The organism is Micromonospora sp. NPDC048170 (assembly GCF_040652795.1).
GTDB lineage: Bacteria > Actinomycetota > Actinomycetes > Mycobacteriales > Micromonosporaceae > Micromonospora.
This window is the reverse complement of the sequence record NZ_JBEZMR010000034.1, coordinates 35,930-56,798: the sequence shown is the minus strand read 5'-3', so window position 1 is coordinate 56,798 and position 20,869 is coordinate 35,930. Positions and strand designations below refer to the sequence as shown.

The window sequence follows — 20,869 nt, the reverse complement described above, 5'->3', positions numbered from 1 at the left end:
CCCCTCAGCCGTCACTCGGAACGGGTTCCGTAGTCCAGCGCGTCGCCGAGCGCGGCGACCATCGTCTTCACGTCGACATCGCCGAAGGCCGGGTGGCACGGCAGGTTGATCTGCTCCTCGAACCAGCACCGCTCGGCGACCGGGCAGTCCCCGAGCCCGTTGCCTCGGCTGCGCCACTCCGGCAGCAGATGCACCGGGAAGTACCGCAGCCACACGTCCACGCCGAGCTGCACCAGGCGCTCGACGACCCGGTCCCGCACGATCCCCTGTTCCGGCCGGACGAAGAGCGTGTACAGGTGGTACGAGTGTCGGACGCCGTCGGGAACCACCTGGAGTCGCACGCCCGGGTGGGCCGCGAACGCGTCGTCGAGCTGGGCCGCGACGCGCCGTCTCGCCTTGGTGAGCGCGGCCAGCTTTCGCAGTTGCACCAACCCGACGGCGGCGGCCGGCTCGCTCAGCGTCGCGTTGGTCCCGGCGGCGCGTACTCCGACGCACTCGCTGCTGTGGGCCAGCCCGTCGAACATGGCGCGCGGCACCTTCGGCAGGTCCGGTGCGGCCGGGCGGTACACCGCGTCGCATTCGTTGTTGCGCAGCCGCGTGACGCGCTCGGCCCAGTCGTCGCGGTTCAGCGTCAGCATGCCGCCCTCGCCGAGGGTGGTGATGTTCTTCGTCGAGTGGAAGCTGAAGCAACCGATGTCTCCGAGCACCCCCGGCCGTTCACCGAAGTACTCGGCGCCGAGCGCGTGGGCGCAGTCCTCGATGATGACGAAACCGTGGCGCCGCGACAGTTCCCGAATGGCGGCCATGTCGGCCGGCAGGCCGCCGTAGTGGACGAGGATCACCGCCTTCGTGCGGTGGTTGACCAGTTCCGCGAGCCTGTTCACGTCCACGTTCAGCGAGTTCGGATCGATGTCGCAGAAGCGCACCGTCGCCTGGTGGTCGAGAAGCGGCTGCGCCGTCGCCTGGTAGGTCTGCGGCGTCACCACGACCTCGTCGCCCGGTTGCAGCTCCAGAAGTTGGATCGCCAGTCGGAGAGCGACAGTTCCACTGGTCACCGTGATCGCGTGCGCGGCACCCGTGTGGTCCTTGAACGCTTCCTCGAACTTTCGCCTCCATGAGCCCTGCGACAACCGCTCGCGTGACAGCAGCACGTCGGTGACGGCCCTTACTTCCTCGTCACCGAGAATGCTGCCCAGCGTGGGATACGGAACTCCGGGCCGCGTCGGACTTGTCAAGATCAGGCCCTCTCGAATCGGGCCGTACGTGAGACCTGCGATCAGTTCCGGCGCGGTCTCGACATCGGCTGCCGTACGGCGTGCCCATGATTCTGTTCGGCGGTCCTGTCAGCTCACTTTCGTCGGCCCGTTGCCGGATCGCCCGGACCGGTTTCGGGCCATCGGGAAACGCCGCCGTGTCCCGCCAGCGGGACACGGTCCGAGCCGCCCACCTGCCTGGGTCGCGTCGGTCCTGGCGGCGTGGGGGCGCCACCGGGCGTGGGAGCGGGAACGAGCCAGTTGTGCGGAGGTCCGGTAAGGACGAGCTGGCGTCGCCCACGTCGGCCACCGAGACCGTGCGACGCGGTTGGTCGGACGCGGGCAAGCGGACGTGGGCGAGCGGACGTGGGCGAGCGGACGTGGGCGAGCGGACGTGGGCGAGCGGACGTGGGCAAGCGGACACGGGCAAGCGGGCGTGGCCGAGCGATGCAGGGGGCGCGGGCGGGCGATGGGGGCGAGCGGCGCGAGGGAGCGACGCGGGCGGGCGGCGCGAAGAGTAGGTGTCCGGTCGGGGCCGAGGTCAGCGAGGCGGTGTCACCCCGGGCCGATCAGCCGATCTCGCGGGCCTCCACCGGGCTGGGGACCTCGGTCTCCGCCCCGTCCGGCGTCGCGCTCCCGGCCGGCACCGCGCCTTCGCTGTCGGCCCTGGTGAAGGACGCACGGCCGGTCAGCAGCAGGCCGCCGATCACGGTCACGATCGCCACCGCGACGAGGGTCAGGCGGTAGTCCGCGACGGCGATGAGCCAGGCACCCAGCGGAATGCCGATCGCCATCGGTCCGAACACGAGGGTGTTGGCGGTGCCGGCGACGCGGCCGAGGAGGTCCTGCGGCGTCTGTCGTTGCACCGCCGTCATCGCCGCGACCACCGCCCAGGGCAGACCCACGCCGACGACGACGCTGCTGGCCACCACGCCGGGCGTCCAGGGCAGCAGGCGCGCCGCCGTGCCGACGGCGAACAGGAGGGCGCCCAGCGTACCGACCAGTGCCTCCCCCCGGTTGGCCATGAGTCGTCCGGTGAGGAGGCCCCCGGCCAGGGCACCGGCGCCCTGCGCGGAGGACAGCACGCCCATGAACGCCACCGACAGGCCCAGGCCCTCGTCGACCACGGCGAACGTGGCGGCCGTCGTGAGCCCGGACATGGTCACGACGAGTGCGCCGACGAGCACGATCGCCCGCAGGCGGGCGTCCCACAGCAGGAACCGGATGCCCTCCCAGGTGTCGTCCACGATCCGCCGTCGCTGCCTCGGTGGCCGGAACTCCGGTGCCCGGACGAGCCGGTAGAGCACGGCGGCGATGATCAGCATGACGGCCGCGAGAGCTGCGACCCCCGCCCCGCCCACAATGGCGAAGAGACCGGCGCCGATCAGCGGCGCCAGGAGCTTGGCCCCCTCCTGTGCGCTCATGCGGAGGCCGTTGACCCGACCGAGCGCGTCGTTGGAAAGCGCCGCCGGCAGCAACGCGGCTTCACCGGCGTCGAGCAGAACATAGCTGATCCCGTACGCGAGCATAACGACGTACAACAGCCAGACCTGATCCGCGGATCGCACGGCCAGCAGCAGCAGGAGTGAGGCGGCGACCAGCAGATTCGTCCAGATCAGCAGCGGCCGGCGGGGTAACCGGTCCACGAGTGCGCCCAGCAGCGGTCCGAAAACGGTCGGAAAGAAGACGCAGAATCCCGCCATGGCGGCCAGGCTGGCGGAATTGGTCAGGTCCATCACCCAGATCCCGGCGACCAGGGACATTGCCGTGCCGCCGAATCCGGAAACCAGGGAGACCATCACGAACAAGGCGACGTTGCGCCTCTGCCCGGCAACCAACGGCTCCATTCTCCGCCCTCCCCCGTGTCGAGTCGAACTGGATCGACGTTAACGGCGACAGGGCGGCTGTCAACCCGCACCTGCGAGGTATTCGAGGAAGCGGGGCGAGGGTCGTCCCGTGGCCGCCCGATCAGCGCGCGCGTCGGTTGGCGCGCAGCGCGCCCAGGACCACGCCGGGTGTGGCCAGTGTGCTCGGGTGTTCACGCATGGAGACGACGTCGTTGAAGCGTCGTGCGGTCGGCACGTGGGTGACGGTCGCCGCGACGATCTGCCTGCTGACCCAGCTGGAGAACCGGTAGCCGCGCGGATAGGGCCCGTCGACGTGCGGCAGCGCCAGATCGGCGGAGGTCGACATCGACCAGGCGACGTCGACCACGACCTTCTGCAGGGCGAAGAACCGGCGGGCGGGCACGCCCGGATCCGGGCTCGACCGCAGGTACATCGACAGGCAGGCCGCGTGCAGGGCCGCGGACGTCATCCCCTGCCCGTACACCGGGTTGAACGACGCGACCGCGTCCCCGACGCTCACGAGCCCGGCCGGAAACCGCTTCAGCCGGTGGAAGTCCCGCCGCCGGCTGTCGGCGTGGCGGTACGTCTGGACGTCACCGAGCATCTCGTTCCCGGCGACCTCGCCGAACTCCGGTGGGAACTGCTCCCGCAGCCGGCGTACGAAGTCGTCCGCGGTGCGCCCCGGGCGGTTGTCACCGTAGCCGGCCATCATGGCCATCCACCGGCCGTCCTCCACGGCGAAGAACGCGGCACCGGCCACGTCCGACGACATCCCCGGCGTGTGCAGGGCCAGGACGATCGTGGCGTCCGGGGCCGCCTCACGGCGGCGGAACAGGGCCGTCGCGTAGTTGAGGTCCACGGTCATCCGCCGCATGGCCGGCCGGTCCCAGCCGGCCTGCGCCAGCCACTCGGAGAGCCGGCTCGACCGGCCCATGGCGTCCACCACGAGATCGCCGGACTCGACGCCGGGTGTCCCACCGGCGTCGCAGCGGACCCCGGTGGTCACGGCGCCGTCGAACACGAGGCCCGTGGCGCGCGCGGTGACCGTCTTGACGTTGGGCAGCCGCAGCACCTGCCGGCGAATCAGCCCTTCCAGGAGGGGGCGGGTGCCCGCCAGGCTGTCGGCGTCGTCGGGTACGACGACCTTCAGCCGGCCGTCGAGGTAGTTCCGCCTCGCCGCGGGCGGAGCCTCGATCGCGCCTCGGGCCAGGGCCTGTTCGCGGAAGCCCGGAAACAAGCGCTCGAGCTGGCGCAGGCCGCCGGGCAGCAGGGCGTGCAGTTGTGTCCCCTGGGGCACGCCCGGCCGCTCGCCGGTCACCTGTGGATCGTCCCGGTCGACGATGACGACGCTCTCCGCGTAGTCCGACGCCACCCGGGCCGCCAGCAACCCGGCGACGCTGCCGCCGACCACGACGACCTTGCCGATGACCGGGGACGCCTGGTCGGGTGGCCGCACCGCGTTCAGCGCGGCGAAGACCCGGGCCGGGGACGAGGACATCATGCTCTCCCAAGGGGTACGAGGTGGGGCGGCTTCCCACGTGCCTGTCAGAGACCGGTGCGCGGGCTGACCGTCGGGACGGATCGATCGGCACGACGCCCGACGATCGTCGCACGGCGCCGGGCGCATCGCGCCCACCCCGATCCCGCCCTCGCGGGGGTGATCAGCACTCGATCACGTTGACCGCGAGGCCCCCGCGCGCCGTCTCCTTGTACTTGACCTTCATGTCGGCGCCGGTCTCCCGCATCGTCTTGATCACCTTGTCGAGGGAGACGGCGTGCACCCCGTCCCCCCGCAGCGCGAGCCGGGCCGCCGTGACCGCCTTGATGCTGGCCACCGCGTTGCGCTCGATGCAGGGGATCTGCACCAGTCCCCCGACCGGGTCGCAGGTCAGCCCGAGGTTGTGTTCCATCCCGATCTCCGCCGCGTTCTCCACCTGGGCCGGCGTACCACCGAGCGCCTCGGCGAGCCCGGCGGCAGCCATCGAACAGGCCGAGCCCACCTCGCCCTGGCAGCCGACCTCCGCACCCGAGATGGAGGCGTTCTCCTTGAACAGCACCCCGATCGCCCCGGCCGTCAGCAGGAACCGCACCACACCGTCCGGTGAGGCCGACGGCACGAACCGGGTGTAGTAGTGCAGCACCGCCGGAATGATCCCGGCCGCCCCGTTGGTGGGTGCGGTGACGACCCGGCCCCCCGCCGCGTTCTCCTCGTTGACGGCGAGGGCGAAGAGCGTCACCCAGTCCATCACCCGCAACGGATCGGCGTTGCCGGTGTCGGCCTCCAGGCTCCGCCGCAGCTCCGCCGCGCGCCGCCGCACCCTCAGCCCGCCGGGAAGCACCCCGCCCCGCTCGCAGCCCCGCCGGACGCACTCCCGCATCACCCGCCAGATCTCCAGCAGGCCGGCCCGGATCTCCGCCTCGGTACGCCAGGACCGCTCGTTGGCCAGCATCACCTCGCTGATCGACAGCCCGGTCGCGGCGGTGACGTCCAGCAACTCGACCCCGGTGCGGAACGGGTACCGGACCCGCGTGGTGTCCACGGTGATCCGGTCCGCCCCCGCCGCCGCCTCGTCGACCACGAACCCGCCGCCCACCGAGTAGTACATGCGGCTGCGCAGTTCTGCGCCGCTGCCGTCGTACGCGACGAAGGTCATCCCGTTCGGGTGGTAGGGCAGCGACCGACGCCGGTGCAGCAGCAGGTCCCGGTCCGGATCGAAGTCGATCTCCTGCACCCCCAGCAGAGCCAACCGGCGGCCGGCGCGCACCCGGGCCACCCGCGGCTCGACGGTGTCCGTGTCGACAGTCTCCGGAGCCTCCCCGGCCAGCCCGAGCAGCACCGCCCGGTCGCTGCCGTGCCCGTGCCCGGTCGCCCCCAACGAACCGAAGAGCTCCGCCCGGACCCGGGCGGTACCGGCCAGGACACCGTCGGCCTTGAGCCCCGTCACGAACGTCCGGGCTGCCCGCATCGGCCCGACGGTGTGCGAACTGGACGGCCCGATACCCACGCTGAAGAGATCGAAAACGCTGATCATGACCGTACTCCCTGTCGCGTCGGCCGCCGTCGTCAGTTGGCCGAACCGGGCTTGAACGAGCGGGCCAGGAGGAGCAGGTTCGCCGGCTTCTCGGCGAGCCGACGCATGAAGTAGGCGTACCAGTCGCGGCCGTACGGGAGGTAGACACGGGTCCGGTTCCCGTTCGACGCCAGCCGCAACTGCTCGTTCTCGCGGATTCCGTACAACATCTGGAACTCGAAGTCCTCCGCGCTTCGGCCACCGTCGCGCGCCAGGTGCAGGGTGTACTCGATCAGCCTCGGGTCGTGGGTCGCGATCATCGGATACCCGTCCCCCGCCATCAGGATGCGAAGGCACCGGCGGAACTCGTCGTCGACCTCGCGCTTCCGCACGAAGGCCACCGACGCGGGCTCCGCGTAGGCCCCCTTCACCAGACGGACCCGGCTGCCCGCGTGGGCGAGTCGCCGGCAGTCGGCCGCCGTGCGCCGCAGGCACGCCTGTAGGGCGACCCCGACCGACGGGAACTCCGTACGCAGCTCGTCGAGGATGGAGAGGGTCGCGTCGACGGTGGTGTGGTCCTCCATGTCGATCGTCACGGTCGAGCCCACGGCCGCCGCGGCGGCGCAGACGTCGCGCGTGAGCCGGGCGGCGTGGTCGTACCCGTCGCCCGGCAACGACCCGCCGAGCGCCGAGACCTTGAGCGAGACCTCGGCGGCGGCGGCCAGGTCCGCGGCCTCCAGTGACGACAGCAGCGCGCGGTACGTGTCGCGGATGGCCTCGGCCTGTCCGAGTGTCGTCGTACCCTCGCCCAGGTGGTCGATCGTGACCCGCAGCCCCGACCCGGCGAGCCGGCGAGCCACCGCGACCACCTCCCGGTCCTCCTCGCCCGCGACGAATCGGTGGACGACTCCCCGGGTCAGGGCGGACTGCGAGACGAGGCCGCGCATACGTTCGTTCTCGGCCGCCGCGAGCAGGAGCTTGTTCGGCATGGTGGGCCTTTCCTGAGAGCCGGTCGGGGCTGCTGCACCCCGGTCTACGTCGGAGCGTGTCGGGGGTCCGTCAGGCGGACAGGCCGGCGTGCAGGGGGTGCCGGGCGGCGAGGCGGTCGACCCGCGAGCGCAGCCCGTCACCGGCTTGCGCGGTGGTCAACGCGGTGGCGATGATGTCGGCGACCTCGACGAAGTCGGCTTCGTCGAAGCCCCGGGTGGCCAGTCCCGGGGTGCCGATCCGCAACCCCGAGGTGACCATCGGGGGACGGGGGTCGAACGGTACGGCGTTGCGGTTGACGGTGACGCCGATCCCCTGGAGCAGCCGTTCCGCCTGGAGTCCGTCCAGCTCGGCCTCGCGCAGGTCGACCAGCACGAGATGCACGTCGGTGCCCCCGCTGACCACCCGGATGCCGGCGTCGCGCGCGTCGGCGGCGCCCAGTCGCCCGGCGACGATCCTCGCGCCGAGCAGGGCCCGCCGCTGCTGGTCCCGGAACTCGTCCCCGGCGGCGATGCGGAACGCCACCGCCTTGGCCGCCATCGCGTGTCCGAGGGGCCCGCCCTGCTGGCCGGGGAAGACCGCCGAGTCCAGTCGCCGGGCCAGTTCGGTGCCCGCGCTGAGGATGGCGCCACCGCGCGGTCCGCCGAGCGTCTTGTGCGTGGTCAGGGTGACCACGTGGGCGTACGGCACCGGGTTGGGGTGCACTCCGGCGGCGACCAGCCCGGCGAAGTGGGCCATGTCGACGAGCAGGTACGCGCCGACGGCATCGGCGATCCGGCGGAACCGCGCGAAGTCCAGCACCCTCGGGTACGCCGACCAGCCCGCCACGAGCATCTTCGGCCGGTGTTCGTGAGCCAGGCGCTCGACCTCGTCCATGTCGACCAGGAAGCTCTCGGCGTCCACCCGGTAGCCCACCGCCCGGTACAGCCGGCCCGAGTAGTTGATCCGCATCCCGTGGGTCAGGTGACCGCCGTGTGCGAGGTCGAGGCCCAGGATGGTGTCGCCGGGTTCGAGCAGGGCCGCCATCACCGCGGCGTTGGCCTGGGAGCCGGAGTGCGGCTGCACGTTGGCGTACGCGGCGCCGAACAGTTGCCTCGCCCGCTCGATCGCCAGCCGCTCGATGGTGTCGACGTGCTCGCAGCCGCCGTAGTACCGCCGGCCCGGGTAGCCCTCCGCGTACTTGTTGGTGAGGACCGAGCCCTGTGCCTCGAGGACCGCCCGGGGCGCGAAGTTCTCCGAGGCGATCATGCCGAGGGTCTGCCGCTGCCGGTGCAGCTCGGCGGCGATCGCCTCGGCGATCTCCGGGTCGGCGTCGATCAACCCCTGGTCGTGGACGGTCATGCCGCGCCTCCGTTGTCGGTTTCGGTGAGGTGGGCGCGGTAGTCGTCGGCCGTCATCAGCGGCGGCACGTCGGTCAGGCGTACCCGCAACAGCCAGCCCGCTCCGTACGGGTCCGCGCCGATCAGGGCCGGGTCGGCGACGACCGCCTCGTTGGTGGCGACGATCTCGCCGCCCACCGGCAGGTACAGCTCGGCCACCGACTTGGTGGACTCCACCTCGCCGCAGACCTCACCCGCGGCCAGGTGGGTACCCGGCTCGGACAGCTCGGCGTAGATGACGTCGCCGAGCGCCGCGGCGGCGAACGCGGTGATGCCCACCGTCGCCGGCTCGGTCGTGGTGTCGATCCACTCGTGGTTCGTGCTGTAGCGCAGGCGCGCAGGGACATCCATGCCCATTACTCCTCGTGGTTGGGGACGCGCGTCAGCGCGGACGGCGGTAGAACGGCAGCCGGGCGATCTCCACCGGCTCGGTGTCTCCTCGGATGACGACGCCCAGTCGGGACCGCGCCCCGACCGCGTCGGGGTGGACCCGGGCCATCGCGACGGGCCGGCCCAGCACCGGTGACAGCGCGCCGCTGGTGACCACACCGACGGGTTCCGCCGCGGTGCCGCCGGCGAGCGTGACCACCGGATGGCCGGTGCGTGGGACGCGCCGCCCGGATCCGACGAGTCCGACGAGGACGGTGGCGGCACCCGCGTCCCGGCGTTCGGCCAGCGCGGCCCGGCCGACGAAGTCACCCGGCTTGGCGAAGGCCACCACCCGCCCCAGGCCCGCCTCGAAGGGGGTGACGCCGCGGTGCAGTTCGAAGCCGTACAGCGGCATCCCGGCCTCGATGCGGAGCGTGTCCCGGCAGGCCAGCCCGGCCGGTGTCAGCCCGTACGTGGCGCCGGCGGCGAGCAGCGCCCGCCAGGTGTCGACCGCGTCCCCGGCCCGGACGAAGAACTCGAAGCCGTCCTCGCCCGTGTATCCGGTGCGGGCGACGAGCGCCGGCCGCCCGCCGACGTCCAGCTCGGCGGCGGTGTAGTACCCGAGGCGGGTCGACTCCGCGCCGACGAGGGCCTCCACCGTGTCGGCGGCGCGGGGACCCTGCACGGCGATGATGGCGCGCTCGGCGGTGTGGTCGGTGACGGTCGTTCCGGGTCCGGCGCAGCGGGTGCGCAGTTCGGCCAGCGCGGTACCGGTGTTGACGGCGTTCGTCACCAGCAGGTACCTGTCGGCGGCGAGCCGGTAGGCGACCAGGTCGTCGAGCACGCCGCCGGTCTCGTCGCAGAGCATGGTGTAGCGGGCGCGGCCCACCGGTACCGCCGACAGGTGCCCGACCAGCGCGTGGTCCAGCGCCGCCGGGGCCTGCGGCCCGGACACCTCGAGCTGTCCCATGTGGCTGAGGTCGAACAGGCCGGCGCGTTCGCGTACCGCGCGGTGCTCGGCGGTCTCGCTGCCGTAGCGCAGCGGCATCGACCAGCCGGCGAAGCCGGTGAACCGGGCGCCGAGTTCGGCGTGCGCGGCGTGCAGGGGTGGGTGGAGCAGGGTCGTCTGACTCTGGTGCATGGAGGCCTCCCTCGTCCCGACGCGGTCGCGTCGTACGGTCGGTTGCCTCCCGCTCTGTCATGGACCTGAGAGCTTCACCGCCGGCTGGCGGTTTGCACCGTGGGTGAGACGACGGATCGTCTGCTTTCCAGAGTTCGCCTCATCCGAGCGGTAACGGGGCCTGAGAGTTTCTTGGGAGTTTGCTCCTTCGGCGCCCCGACGGGTCGGGGTCTCTCCCGCGCGGATTCGAACGGCGTCTATGTACTTGTCGGTTGCCCGCAGACCCTAGGCGACCGGCCGAGCGGGTGTCAACGACAACGGAGCGTAACCATAACGTCACGTATATAGATAGTGAACAATCCTTTACACGATGTGTGATGTGTGCCATTGTACTGGCCACCTACGGGACAATGCCCGACCTCGATCGAAGGAGACCTCTCCCGTAGGGCCCTCCGAAGAGGAGGGGAGCGTCCGTCAATCCGTGCCTCACCCTGCGGAGATCCGTCTCGGTCACCCCCGGCCACCGACCGGTGGACGACCACCCCCACCCCCACTCTCCGGCGACCCGAGCCGGAGCACGAACGCCAGGAGGCGAACCGTGAAAACCAGGAAGTCACGAAATCGAGGCCTCTGGGCCGCCATGCCACTCGCACTCGTGCTGGCGCTGGGGCTGAGCCCGCTGGCCCCCTCCGCCACCGCCAACGCGGCGCCGTCGGCGAGACCGACCGGTACCGCGCCGACCGACGCCGGCGTCGGCTCCGGCGCCGTCGACGGGCACGTCCGGCGGGCCCCGCTGCCGCTGAGTGAGCGCTCCCCGCTCCCCGCGTCCCGCGAGGAGCTGCGCCGCGACTACGACCAGCCCGACGCCGCGAAGCCGCGCAGTGCCCCGTCGGCGCACGGGCTGGCCGCCGCCGCCCCGTGCGCCGTGAGTGACTTCACCAGCCGGACCGGCAGCGCCCTGGTACAGCAGATCAAGGCGTCCACCACCGACTGCGTGAACACCCTGTTCAGCCTGTCCGGAAGCGACGCCTACCAGGCGTTCCGCGAGGCGCAGATGGCCAGCGTGGCGTACGGGCTGCGGGACGACGCCGGCTCCTACGACGGCACCAACCGCACGGGTACGGCCCAGCTCGTGCTGTACCTGCGGGCCGGCTACTACGTGCAATGGAACTACCCGTCCACGGTGGGCTCGTACGGCCCCACCCTGCGCACCGCCATCCGCGCCGGCCTGGACACGTTCTTCGCCAACAGCCGCTCAGGCGACGTGAACGACGCCAACGGCGAGGTGCTGGCCGAGGCGGTCACGCTGATCGACAGCGCCGAGGAGAACGCCCGTTACCTGTACGTGGTGAAGCGGCTGCTGACCGGCTACAACAGCTCGTACGACTCGTCGTGGTGGATGCTGAACGCGGTCAACAACGTCTACATCGTGCTGTTCCGGGGCCACCAGGTGCCCGAGTTCGTCAGCACCGTCACCGCCGACCCGAGCGTGCTGGACACGCTGTACAGCTTCGCCAGCGGCAAACGGGCGATGCTCGGCACCGAGCGGGGCTACCTGGTCTCCAACGCCGGCCGGGAACTGGGCCGGTTCCTCCAGCACACCGCGTTGCGGCCGAAGGCACGGCCGCTGGCCCGGGGCCTGCTCGACCTGAGCGCGATCACCGGCCCCACCGCCGCCCTCTGGGTCGGCGTCGCGGAGATGACCGACTACTACGACAAGGCAAACTGCGCCTACTACGACACCTGCGACCTCCAGGCGCGGCTGGCCGCCGTGGTCCTGCCGATCACCTACACCTGCGGCAGCACCATCCGCATCCGCGCCCAGCAGATGACCTCGGCCGAGCTGGACCGGTCCTGCACCAGCATGCGCAACCAGGACGCGTACTTCCACTCCGTGGTGGCGGACAACGGCCCGGTCGCCGACGACCGCAACACCACGCTCGAAGTCGTGGTCTTCGACTCCAGCACCGACTACCAGACGTACGGCGGGCCGATGTTCGGCATCGACACCAACAACGGCGGCATGTACCTCGAAGGCGACCCGGCCGTCGTCGGCAACCAGCCGCGGTTCATCGCGTACGAGGCGGAGTGGCTGCGCCCCACCTTCGAGATCTGGAACCTCAACCACGAGTACACCCACTACCTCGACGGTCGCTTCAACATGTACGGCGACTTCACCGACAACATCGCCACCCCCACCATCTGGTGGATCGAGGGCTTCGCCGAGTACGTGTCGTACTCGTACCGCCAGTTGACCTACAGCGCCGCGATCGCCGAGGCCGGGAAGAAGACCTACCCCCTGCGTACGCTCTTCGACACCACGTACAGCCACGACACCACCCGCGTCTACCGGTGGGGTTACCTGGCGGTGCGGTACATGCTCCAGTCGCACCGCGGTGACGTCACCACGCTGCTCGGGCACTACCGCACCGGCAACTGGAACGCCGCCCGTACGCTGCTGACCAGCACCATCGGCAGCCGCTACGACACCACCTGGTACGCCTGGCTGGACGCCTGCGCGGCCGGCAACTGCGGCGGCACCACCAACCCGCCCGCCAACCAGGCCCCGGTCGCCGCGTTCGCCCACACCACCAGCGGGCTGACCGCCAGCTTCACCGACCGGTCGACGGACGCCGACGGCAGCATCGCCTCCCGGTCCTGGAACTTCGGCGACGGCACCACCTCGACGGCGACCAACCCCACGAAGACCTACCAGGTCGCCGGCACGTACCCGGTCACGCTGACGGTCACCGACGACAAGGGCGCCACCGCCAGGACCTCCCAGAACGTCACCGTCACCGGCGGCACCGCCCCGCTGCCCGAGTGCACCGGCGGCGACATCCGGACGCTGGGCCGCAACTGCCAGCGCGGCAACCTCCAGGCCACCGCCGGTAACTACTACTACCTCTACCTTCACGTTCCGGCCGGCACCACCAGCCTGAAGATCACCTCCTCCGGTGGCACCGGCGACGCCGACCTGTACTACAGCCCCAGCAACTGGGCCACCACGAGCTCGTACACCCGGCGGTCGGTCAACACCGGCAACGGTGAGACGATCACGATCAGCAACCCGGCCGCCGGCTACCACTACGTCAGCCTGCACGCCAAGCAGGCGTTCAGCGGAGTCACGGTCAAGTCGGAGTACTGACCCGGCCTGGCGCGTACCGACGGTGTTGCCGGTCACCAGGAGGTGACCGGCAACACCGTCGGCGGTCCGGTCCGCGGCGGTCACTCGTCGGCGGCGAGCTCGCCGAGCGTGACCGGCTGCGCCAGCGGCCGGGACGCGTACCCGGACAGGTCCGCCACGCCCGGGTCCCGGTTCGCTTCCCGTGCTGCCAGGCAGGCGGTGGCGTAGCCGCAGACCCGCCCCTGGCACCAGCCCATCCCGGCCCGGGTCAACAGCTTCGCGCCCCGGGCGTCGCCGGCGGACAGCTCCCGCACCGCCCGTCGCACCGCCCCGGCGGGCACCTCCTCGCACCGGCAGACGAGCGTGTCGTCGTCGCACCACTCCGGCCAGCCGGCCGGCACGGGATGCACCGCGTGCAGCGCCGCCGCGAACCGGCGCAGCCGGCGCCGGTCCCGCAGCAGGCGATCGTGCCGGCGGGCCGACCAGGACGGTGGACGGCCCAGGGAGAGCGCGGCGGCGCCCCCGGCCAGTTCTCCCTCCACCAGCGACAGGTCGGCGCCGCCCACGCCGGTGACCTCACCGGCGGCGTACACCCCCGGCACCGACGTCGCCTGGGCCGCGTCGACGGCCAGCACCAGGCTGCCGTCGGAGTCCAGCCGGGTCGCGCAGCCCAGGGTCACGGCCAGCTCCAGCTGCGGGGTGAACCCGAAGCCCACCGCGAGGCCGTCGCACTCCACCTCCGTCCCGGTGCCGACCACGGTGCCGTCGGGGCCGACCGGGGCGACGGTCACCCCGGTCAGGTGGTCGGTGCCGTGCGCGGCCACCACCGCCGTCCGGCGACGGTAGGGCACCGTGTGCCGAAGCATCCGCCATCCGTACCGGCCGGCCTCGGCGAGCTTGCCGGCCGCGCCGAGCACCGGGCGGAGCCGGCGGGCGTACCCGAGCGGGTCGTTCGCCTCGTAGACGCCGACGACGGTGCCGCCCGCCTCGGCGAGGCCGGTCGCGACCGGCAGCAGGAACGGTCCCGTCCCCGCCACCGCGATCCGCCGCGCGAAGGTCAGCCCCTGGCCCTTGAGCAGGGCCTGGGCGCCGCCGGCGGTGACGACCCCGGGCAGGTCCCAGCCCGGGAACGGCACGACCCGGTCGTGGGCTCCGGTGGCGATGACCAGCCGGCGCCCACGCAGCACCTCCGACCGGGTGTGCACGGCGAACTCCGCCCCGGCGGGTCCGGCCACGGTGCGGCCGGCCTCGACGAACCAGACGGCGGCGTCGGCCCGGTGGTCGACCGTGTCGAGCTGCTCCCGCAGCCGGGCGAACGTCGACCAGCCGTGGTGGCCGCGCCCGTCCGCGTCGGGCCGGTGCCGCCAGAACTGCCCACCCGGTCGTGGCCCGGCGTCCAGCACCGCCACCCGGCAACCGGCCCGCGCCGCCGCGGCAGCCGCGGCCAGCCCGGCCGGTCCGGCGCCGACCACCACCACGTCGTACCCGGTCATGCCCGTTCCCCGCCGTCGCCGTGGGTCTCGACCACGTCCCCGGGGTGGGCGACCACCAGGCAGGCCCGCTGGGACGACACGCCGTTGACCCGGACGAGGCAGTCGAAGCAGATCCCGATCCCGCAGAACACCCCCCGGGGCCGGTCGCCGATCCGGGTGCGTCGCCACGACCGGACACCGGCGGCGAGCAACGCGGCGGCGATCGTCCGTCGCCCGTCGGTGGGAATCGGACGGCCGTCAAAGGTGAACATCGTGACGCTCCGGGGCGAATGGTCGTAGGTCCACGTCGGGGAGACCGCCGGTCAGCAGTGCCGCGACGGCATGGCCGGTCGCCGGGGCGAGACCGATTCCGGCGCCCTCGTGGCCGGTGGCGTGGTGCAGGCCCGGCACCCGGGGATCGGCGCCGATCATCGGCAGGTGGTCGGGGCTGTACGGCCGGAACCCGCGGTAGGCGCGGATCACCGAGACCCCGCCGAGCGCCGGGAAGAGCCGGACCGCTCCCGCCGCCAGCCGGCGCAGGGCCGGCAGCGGAAAGCTCCGGTCGAATCCCACCCGTTCCCGGGTGGAGCCGATCAGGATGGTGCCCGCCCCGGTGCCCTCGACCACCGGGGACACCTCCAGGTCCCCGGAGCTGCGTCCCACGTTGGCGACGTAGCCGGCCGCGTACACCTTGTGCCGGACCAGCGGCGGCAGCGCCTCGGTGACCAGGACGAAGCCGCGCCGGGGCAGGACCGGCAACCCGACGCCGGCCAGGGCGGCGACCTCACCGGCCCACACCCCGGCGGCGTTGACCACCATCGTGGTGTGCAGCAGGCCCCGATCGGTCAGCACGCCCCGGACCGCTCCGGCGGCGTCGCGGCGCACCCCGACGACAGTGGTCCCGGTCAGCACCCGGACCCGGGCCGCGCGCAGCAGGTGGGCGGCGGCCAGCATCGGCTGCACCTGCATGTCCTGCGGATAGCGCACTCCGCCGGCGAGGTCCCGGGCCAGGTGCGGCTCGTGGTCGGGCAACTCGCCGGCGGGGACCTCGTACGCCTCGACCCCGGCGGCGCGCTGGCTCGCGGCGAACGCCCGCAACGTCGCGTGTTCCGCCGGCGAGGCGGCCACCACCAGCCCGCCCTTGCGTTCCAGCTCGATGCGTTCCTCGCCCAGCGTGGCGCCGATCTCCCGCCACAGCGCGACGGAGTGCCGGGCCAGCGCCAGCTCCGGCCCGGGCGGCTTGTCGGAGACGAGGATGTTGCCCTCGCCGGCGCCGGTGGTGCCGGTGGCCACGCCGCCCCGGTCGACCACCGTCACCGTCAGGCCGGCGCGGGCGGCGTAGTAGGCACAGGCCGCGCCGACCATGCCCGCCCCGATGACGACGACGTCCGCGCCGTCGGTGGTCATGAACTGATGCGGTGCATCCACGCCTCGACGTCGTCCGCGCGGCGGGGCAGGTCGTCGGAGAGCATCCGGTAGCCGTCGTCGGTGATCAGGACGTCCTCCTCGATGCGCATGCCCATCCCTCGCAGTTCGACGGGGAGCAGTTCGTCGTCGGGCTGGAAGTAGAGTCCCGGTTCCACGGTCAGCACGTGGCCGGCCGCGAGCGTGCCGTCCAGATAGGTGTCAAACCGGGCGGCGGCGCAGTCGTGCACGTCCAGGCCGAGCATGTGGCCCGAGCCGCACAGGGTCCACCGGCGGTGCAGGCCGGAGTCCTCGGCCAGCGCCTGCTCCGGCGGGCACGGCAGCACCCCGAGGTCCGCCAGCCCGTGCACCAGGACGGTCATCGCCGCGTGGTGGAACGCCCGGAACTCCACGCCCGGTCGCAGGCACTCCAGCGCGGCGTCGTTGGCCTGCCGGCACAGCTCGTACAGGTCGCGCTGCAACGGGCTGAACCGGCCGGAGACCGGCAGCACCCGGGTGATGTCGGCGGTGTACAGCGACCGGGTCTCCGCCCCGGCGTCGAGCAGCAGCAGGTCACCGTCGCGTACCGGTCCGTCGTTCTCGATCCAGTGCAGGGTCGCCGCGTGCGCGCCGGCCGCCACGATCGAGTGGTAGCCGACGTCGTTGCCCTCCAGCCGGGCACGCTGCCAGAACACCCCCTCCAGATACCGCTCGGAGGTACGCATCGCCATCGGCAACGCCCGGACCATGTCCTCGAAGCCCCGGGTCGTGATCGCCACCGCCTGTTCCAGCTGGGCGATCTCCCAGTCGTCCTTGACCAGGCGGAGCTCGGCCAGCACCGCGCCGAACTCGGCGTCGCCGGTCCCGGCCGCGCCGGGAAGGAGCGCGTCGACGCCCCGGTCGACGCCGCGCAGCACCCGGGTCGGCGCGTCCGCCCCGGCCAGCGTCGACGCCAGCTCGGCGACGTGCCGGGTCGGCAGGGCCAGCCGCCGGCTGCTCTCCCCCAGCGTGGGGCGCCGGCCGGCCCACAGCTCGCCGTAGACCCGGTCCCGGAAGAACTCGCCGTCCTTGCGGTCGGAGCGGGGGCGCAGGAACAGCGTGGCGTCGCCGTCGGGCTCGATCACCAGCACGCCGTCGGAGGACTGGTCGCCGGTCAGCCACGTGTACGCCGAGTGGGGCCGGAAGCGGAAGTTCTGGTCGTTGGACCGCTGCCGGTAGCCGCCGGCGGGAACCACCAGCCGCTCCCCGTCGAACAGGTCGTGCAGTCGCGCGCGCCGCGCCGCGGCCCAGCCGGCGACCTCGTCGACCGGCAGGTCGTACTGCTCGGTGTCCGCCCAGCCGGACAGCATGAACTCCTCGAGCGCGGGGCTGACCGGCAGGTCGTGGCTGCCGGTACGCAGGTCGGCGCGGGTCACGGGGCCTCCTTGAGGGGGTGGGACGGTGGGGTGGGCAGGGTGGGTCGCGCAGGCGCCGCGAAGGTGACGGTACGGACCGAGGTGTAGAAGTCCAGGGCGGCGGTTCCCTGTTCACGCGGGCCGTAGCTGGAGGCCTTCTCGCCGCCGAACGGCGCGTGGAAGTCCACCCCGGTGGTCGGCGCGTTGACCCGGATCAGACCGGTGTCGACCCCGCGTACGGCGTCGAGCAGCGCACCGACGTCATGGCCGTGCACCGAGGTGACCAGCCCGTACCGCACGTCGTTGACCAGTTCGACGGCGCTGGCCAGGTCCGGCGCGGTCAGGATGGTGGCCAGCGGGCCGAAGGTCTCCTCCCGGGCCACCTGGTGTGCCGGGTCGACGCGGTCGATCAGCACCGGTGCGACGAAGAAGCCGTCGTCTGCGGTCGGGCCGACGGTGCCGCCGGTGAGTACCCGCGCCCCGCTCGCCCGCGCCGCCTCGGCGGCACCCAGGACGCGGCTCCGCGCGGCCTCGTCGATCACCGGACCGGCGACCACGGTCGGCTCGGCCGGATCACCGAAGCGCAGTGCCGCCACCGCGGCCACCAGCGCCTCGGTGAACTCCCGGGCGTCGCCCACCACGACGATCCGCCGGGTCGCGGTGCACTTCTGCCCGGCGTACCCCATGGCGGCGTTGGCCAGCAGCGCGGCGGTCTGCCCGAGGTCCGCGTCGGGCAGCACCAGGGCCGCGTTCTGGCCGCCCATCTCCGCCTGCACGGGCAGCCCGGCGCGGGCGGCGGCGACCGCGACCTCCGCGCCGACCGCCGCGGACCCGGTGAACGAGACGACGTCGCCCGCCTCGACGACCGCCCGTCCTGTCCGCGCCCCGCCCGGCACGACGTGCAGCAGCCCGCTCGGCAGCAGCCCCTCGAACAGCCCCTCGACGGCCTCGCCGCAGGCGAGCGCGTCCGGGGAGGGCTTGAGCAGCACCGCGTTGCCGGTGGCGAGGGCCGGCGCGGCCTTCCACAGTGGGATCGCCAGCGGGAAGTTCCACGGCGTGACCAGCCCGGCGACACCACGCGGCCGGCGTTCGGTGAAGAGCAGGCCGGGCTGGTGCGCCGGCAGCGACGGTTGCAGCACGTCACCGGTCGCGGCGAAGCAGGCCTGTGCGTAGTAGTCCAGGATGGCCGCGCCCCGCTGCACCTCGGCGCGGGCCTCGCTCGCCGGCTTGCCCACCTCGCGGACGATGAGGTCGGTGACCGCGTCGGCCCGGTCGCGCAACCGGTCGGCCGCCGCGCGCAGGGCCGCGGCGCGGCCGGCCGGCCCTTCCCGGCACCACCCGACCTGCGCGCCACGCGCCCGCGCGGCCAGCGCCCGGACCTCGTCCGGGGACACCGCGGCCTGCTCCGTGACCACGTCGCTCGGACACTGCGGGGAACGACTCCGGATCAGCTCACTCACGTCAGGAATCCCGCCGGGAAGGGGTCGTCAGGGTCGAGGAAGTACTGTGCGGTGCCGGTCAGCCAGGCCCGCCCGGTGACGGTCGGCACCACCGCCGGCCGGCCCGCGACGGTGGTGGTGTCGACCAGCCGGCCGATGAACCGGGTGCCGAGCAGGGACTCGTTGACGAAGTCCCGGTCCAGCGGCAGCTGGCCCCGGGCGTGCAGTTGCGCCATCCGCGCGGACGTGCCGGTGCCGCAGGGCGAACGGTCGAACCAGCCCGGGTGGATCACCATGGCGTGCCGGGAGTGGTGGGCGTCCGACCCCTCCCCGGCCAGGTACACGTGACGGCAGCCGGAGATCTCCGGCTGCTCGGGATGCACCGGCCGGTCGGTGGCGTTGACCGCCGCCATGATGGCCAGGCCGGCCTCCAGCACCCGCTGCTTGTCGGCCCGGTCGAGGCTCAGCTGCAGGTCGGCGAGTTCCGCCACGACGTAGAAGTTGCCGCCGTAGGCCAGGTCGTAGCGGACCCGGCCCAGCCCGGGAACGTCGACCACGGCGTCCATCGCGACCGCGAAGGACGGGACGTTGCGGATCGTGACGGCGGTGGCGCGGCCGTCGGTCACCGCGACCGACGCCACCACCAGGCCGGCCGGCGTGTCCAGGCGTACGGTGGTCACCGGCTCGGTGACCTCGACCATCCCGGTCTCGACCAGCACGGTCGCCACACCGATGGTGCCGTGGCCGCACATCGGCAAACAGCCGGACACCTCGATGTAGATCACGCCGAAGTCGGCGTCCGGCCGGGTCGGGGGTTGCAGGATCGCCCCGGACATGGCCGAGTGGCCCCGGGGCTCGTACATCAGGAAGGTTCTCAGGTGGTCGAGGTGGGCCATCAGGTGTTCCCGGCGCTGCGCCATGGTGGCGCCGGGGATCACCGGGACCCCGCCGGTCACCACCCGGGTGGGCATCCCTTCCGTGTGCGAGTCGACCACGTGGATGACGCGGTTGCTGCGCATCAGCGGTGGCCCGCCGCGATCAGCCGCTCGGTGGTCTCCCGGATCTCGGTGGCGACCGCCGGCGGCAGCGGCTGGCGCGGCTGACGGGTGGGTCCACCGGGCCGGCCGGCCACATCCATGGAGAGCTTGATCGCCTGGACGAACTCCGGCCGGGAGTCCCAGCGCAGCAGCGGGTGCAGCGTCCGGTACAGCGGCAGGGCGGTTTCCAGGTCGCCGGTGACGGCGGCGTCGTAGAGGCGCAGGCAACTGGCCGGGATGGCGTTCTGGTAGCCGCCGATCCAGCCGACCGCGCCGGCCATCAGCAGTTCGAGGGCCACGTCGTCGGCGCCGGCCAGCAGGTCGAGGCCGGGGGCGAGTTCGCCGATCTCGTACGCGCGGCGGACGTCGCCGCTGAACTCCTTGACCGCGACCACGAGGCCCTCGTCGAAGAGCCGGCGCAACAGGGTCGGGGTGAGGTCGACCCGGGTGTCGAGCGGGTTGTTGTAGGCCACGATGGGCAGGCCGGCCTTGGCCACCTCACGGTAGTGGGCCAGCACGGCCGCGTCGTCCGCGCGGTAGGCGGTGGGTGGCAGCAGCATCACGGCCTGGCAGCCCGCCTCGGCCGCCTGGTCGGCCCAGCGCCGCGCCTCGTCCGCGCCGTACGCCGACACGCCGGGAATCACCGAGAAGCCGGCCGGGGCGGCCTCCACAGTGGCCCGTACGACGATCTCACGTTCCTCGGCGCTGAGGACCTGGTACTCCCCGAGCGAGCCGTTCGGGACCACGCCACGGCAGCCGTTCTCGGCGAGCCACTGGATATGCGCCGCGTAGGCGTCCAGGTCGACCCTCAGGTCAGGGGAGCCGAACGGCAGGGCGGTCGCCGTGAGGACGCCCCGCCATGGAATCTGTTCCACGCCACCTCCAGTAAAATGTTACATGGCACCGTAGCATGGTTGTCGGGGCGTCACCAGGAGTGGATCACTCACCTTTCGGGGCCGACGACCGACGTCCGCGCCCGCCCGCCGGGCACCGCCCGCAGGCACCCGGCACCCGGCACCCGGCACCCGGC

At 72.5% G+C, this 20,869-nt stretch carries 16 protein-coding genes and 1 riboswitch; of the genes, 1 reads left to right on the top strand and 15 read right to left on the bottom strand.

From position 1 onward, the window contains the following. Positions 1–11: 11 nt before the first annotated feature. The 8 genes from AB0D32_RS28570 to gcvT all read right to left on the bottom strand — a co-directional run bounded on the left by AB0D32_RS28570 (position 12) and on the right by gcvT (position 9,987). Positions 12–1,235, bottom strand: a complete 1,224-nt coding sequence (locus AB0D32_RS28570; RefSeq protein WP_357096859.1) for a DegT/DnrJ/EryC1/StrS family aminotransferase — start codon at positions 1,233–1,235, stop codon at positions 12–14. Positions 1,236–1,822: 587 nt separating this feature from the next. Then, positions 1,823–3,100, bottom strand: a complete 1,278-nt coding sequence (locus AB0D32_RS28565; protein ID WP_357096857.1) for an MFS transporter — start codon at positions 3,098–3,100, stop codon at positions 1,823–1,825. A gap of 121 nt (positions 3,101–3,221) precedes the next feature. Beyond that, the gene (locus AB0D32_RS28560; RefSeq protein WP_357096855.1) at positions 3,222–4,598 is read right to left on the bottom strand and encodes an FAD-dependent oxidoreductase; all 1,377 of its coding nucleotides are present in this window, start codon (positions 4,596–4,598) and stop codon (positions 3,222–3,224) included. A 163-nt stretch (positions 4,599–4,761) separates the two neighbouring features. After that, positions 4,762–6,132 (bottom strand): L-serine ammonia-lyase, encoded by a 1,371-nt coding sequence (locus AB0D32_RS28555; RefSeq protein WP_357096853.1) that lies wholly within the window; start codon positions 6,130–6,132, stop codon positions 4,762–4,764. Positions 6,133–6,164: 32 nt separating this feature from the next. Further along, on the bottom strand, positions 6,165–7,100 hold the full coding sequence (locus AB0D32_RS28550; protein WP_357096851.1) for a proline dehydrogenase family protein: 936 nt from the start codon (positions 7,098–7,100) through the stop codon (positions 6,165–6,167). 70 nt (positions 7,101–7,170) lie between these two features. Beyond that, positions 7,171–8,439, bottom strand: coding sequence for a serine hydroxymethyltransferase (gene glyA, locus AB0D32_RS28545; protein WP_357096849.1), 1,269 nt, complete (start codon positions 8,437–8,439; stop codon positions 7,171–7,173). Then, entirely contained in the window at positions 8,436–8,828 is a 393-nt protein-coding gene (gene gcvH / locus AB0D32_RS28540) for a glycine cleavage system protein GcvH (protein ID WP_357096847.1), read from the bottom strand. Before gcvH ends, glyA begins: the two co-directional genes overlap by 4 nt. Before the next feature lie 31 nt (positions 8,829–8,859). Continuing rightward, positions 8,860–9,987 carry a glycine cleavage system aminomethyltransferase GcvT gene (gene gcvT / locus AB0D32_RS28535; RefSeq protein WP_357096845.1) on the bottom strand — a complete coding sequence of 376 codons (1,128 nt, stop codon included), beginning with the start codon at positions 9,985–9,987 and terminating at the stop codon, positions 8,860–8,862. 138 nt (positions 9,988–10,125) lie between these two features. Then, a riboswitch (glycine riboswitch) is annotated at positions 10,126–10,215 on the bottom strand. A gap of 391 nt (positions 10,216–10,606) precedes the next feature. On the opposite strand from gcvT, the gene AB0D32_RS28530 reads away from it, so the two are divergent. Then, on the top strand, positions 10,607–13,114 hold the full coding sequence (locus AB0D32_RS28530; protein ID WP_357096843.1) for a collagenase: 2,508 nt from the start codon (positions 10,607–10,609) through the stop codon (positions 13,112–13,114). A gap of 80 nt (positions 13,115–13,194) precedes the next feature. Here the strand turns inward: AB0D32_RS28530 and AB0D32_RS28525 are convergent, their stop codons facing one another. Genes AB0D32_RS28525 through AB0D32_RS28495 form a run of 7 tightly spaced genes read right to left on the bottom strand, consistent with a single transcriptional unit; the run spans position 13,195 to position 20,714 of the window. Next, entirely contained in the window at positions 13,195–14,586 is a 1,392-nt protein-coding gene (locus tag AB0D32_RS28525; protein WP_357096841.1) for an FAD/NAD(P)-binding oxidoreductase, read from the bottom strand. Then, complete coding sequence (locus AB0D32_RS28520) at positions 14,583–14,837, bottom strand: (2Fe-2S)-binding protein (protein ID WP_357096839.1); 255 nt, start codon at positions 14,835–14,837, stop codon at positions 14,583–14,585. Before AB0D32_RS28520 ends, AB0D32_RS28525 begins: the two co-directional genes overlap by 4 nt. Continuing rightward, a complete protein-coding gene (locus tag AB0D32_RS28515) occupies positions 14,824–15,972 on the bottom strand; it encodes an FAD-binding oxidoreductase (protein WP_357096836.1) in 1,149 nt (382 codons plus the stop codon). Before AB0D32_RS28515 ends, AB0D32_RS28520 begins: the two co-directional genes overlap by 14 nt. Beyond that, positions 15,969–17,384, bottom strand: coding sequence for an aminopeptidase P family protein (locus AB0D32_RS28510; protein WP_357096833.1), 1,416 nt, complete (start codon positions 17,382–17,384; stop codon positions 15,969–15,971). Before AB0D32_RS28510 ends, AB0D32_RS28515 begins: the two co-directional genes overlap by 4 nt. Further along, positions 17,381–18,823 (bottom strand): aldehyde dehydrogenase family protein, encoded by a 1,443-nt coding sequence (locus AB0D32_RS28505; RefSeq protein WP_357096830.1) that lies wholly within the window; start codon positions 18,821–18,823, stop codon positions 17,381–17,383. Before AB0D32_RS28505 ends, AB0D32_RS28510 begins: the two co-directional genes overlap by 4 nt. Beyond that, a complete protein-coding gene (locus AB0D32_RS28500; RefSeq protein ID WP_357096827.1) occupies positions 18,820–19,821 on the bottom strand; it encodes a proline racemase family protein in 1,002 nt (333 codons plus the stop codon). The genes AB0D32_RS28505 and AB0D32_RS28500 overlap by 4 nt, the downstream gene beginning before the upstream one ends. Further along, a complete protein-coding gene (locus tag AB0D32_RS28495; protein WP_357096824.1) occupies positions 19,821–20,714 on the bottom strand; it encodes a dihydrodipicolinate synthase family protein in 894 nt (297 codons plus the stop codon). The genes AB0D32_RS28500 and AB0D32_RS28495 overlap by 1 nt, the downstream gene beginning before the upstream one ends. Positions 20,715–20,869: the final 155 nt, after the last annotated feature.

Excerpts from the sequence above, each read along its gene's own strand:
- AB0D32_RS28565 (WP_357096857.1), bottom strand. The coding sequence starts at position 3,100 with ATGGAGCCGTTGGTTGCCGGGCAGAGGCGCAACGTCGCCTTGTTCGTG.
- AB0D32_RS28560 (WP_357096855.1), bottom strand. The coding sequence starts at position 4,598 with ATGTCCTCGTCCCCGGCCCGGGTCTTCGCCGCGCTGAACGCGGTGCGG.
- AB0D32_RS28555 (WP_357096853.1), bottom strand. The coding sequence starts at position 6,132 with ATGATCAGCGTTTTCGATCTCTTCAGCGTGGGTATCGGGCCGTCCAGT.
- AB0D32_RS28550 (WP_357096851.1), bottom strand. The coding sequence starts at position 7,100 with ATGCCGAACAAGCTCCTGCTCGCGGCGGCCGAGAACGAACGTATGCGC.
- glyA (WP_357096849.1), bottom strand. The coding sequence starts at position 8,439 with ATGACCGTCCACGACCAGGGGTTGATCGACGCCGACCCGGAGATCGCC.
- gcvH (WP_357096847.1), bottom strand. The coding sequence starts at position 8,828 with ATGGATGTCCCTGCGCGCCTGCGCTACAGCACGAACCACGAGTGGATC.
- gcvT (WP_357096845.1), bottom strand. The coding sequence starts at position 9,987 with ATGCACCAGAGTCAGACGACCCTGCTCCACCCACCCCTGCACGCCGCG.
- AB0D32_RS28530 (WP_357096843.1), top strand. The coding sequence starts at position 10,607 with ATGCCACTCGCACTCGTGCTGGCGCTGGGGCTGAGCCCGCTGGCCCCC.
- AB0D32_RS28525 (WP_357096841.1), bottom strand. The coding sequence starts at position 14,586 with ATGACCGGGTACGACGTGGTGGTGGTCGGCGCCGGACCGGCCGGGCTG.
- AB0D32_RS28520 (WP_357096839.1), bottom strand. The coding sequence starts at position 14,837 with ATGTTCACCTTTGACGGCCGTCCGATTCCCACCGACGGGCGACGGACG.
- AB0D32_RS28515 (WP_357096836.1), bottom strand. The coding sequence starts at position 15,972 with ATGACCACCGACGGCGCGGACGTCGTCGTCATCGGGGCGGGCATGGTC.
- AB0D32_RS28500 (WP_357096827.1), bottom strand. The coding sequence starts at position 19,821 with ATGCGCAGCAACCGCGTCATCCACGTGGTCGACTCGCACACGGAAGGG.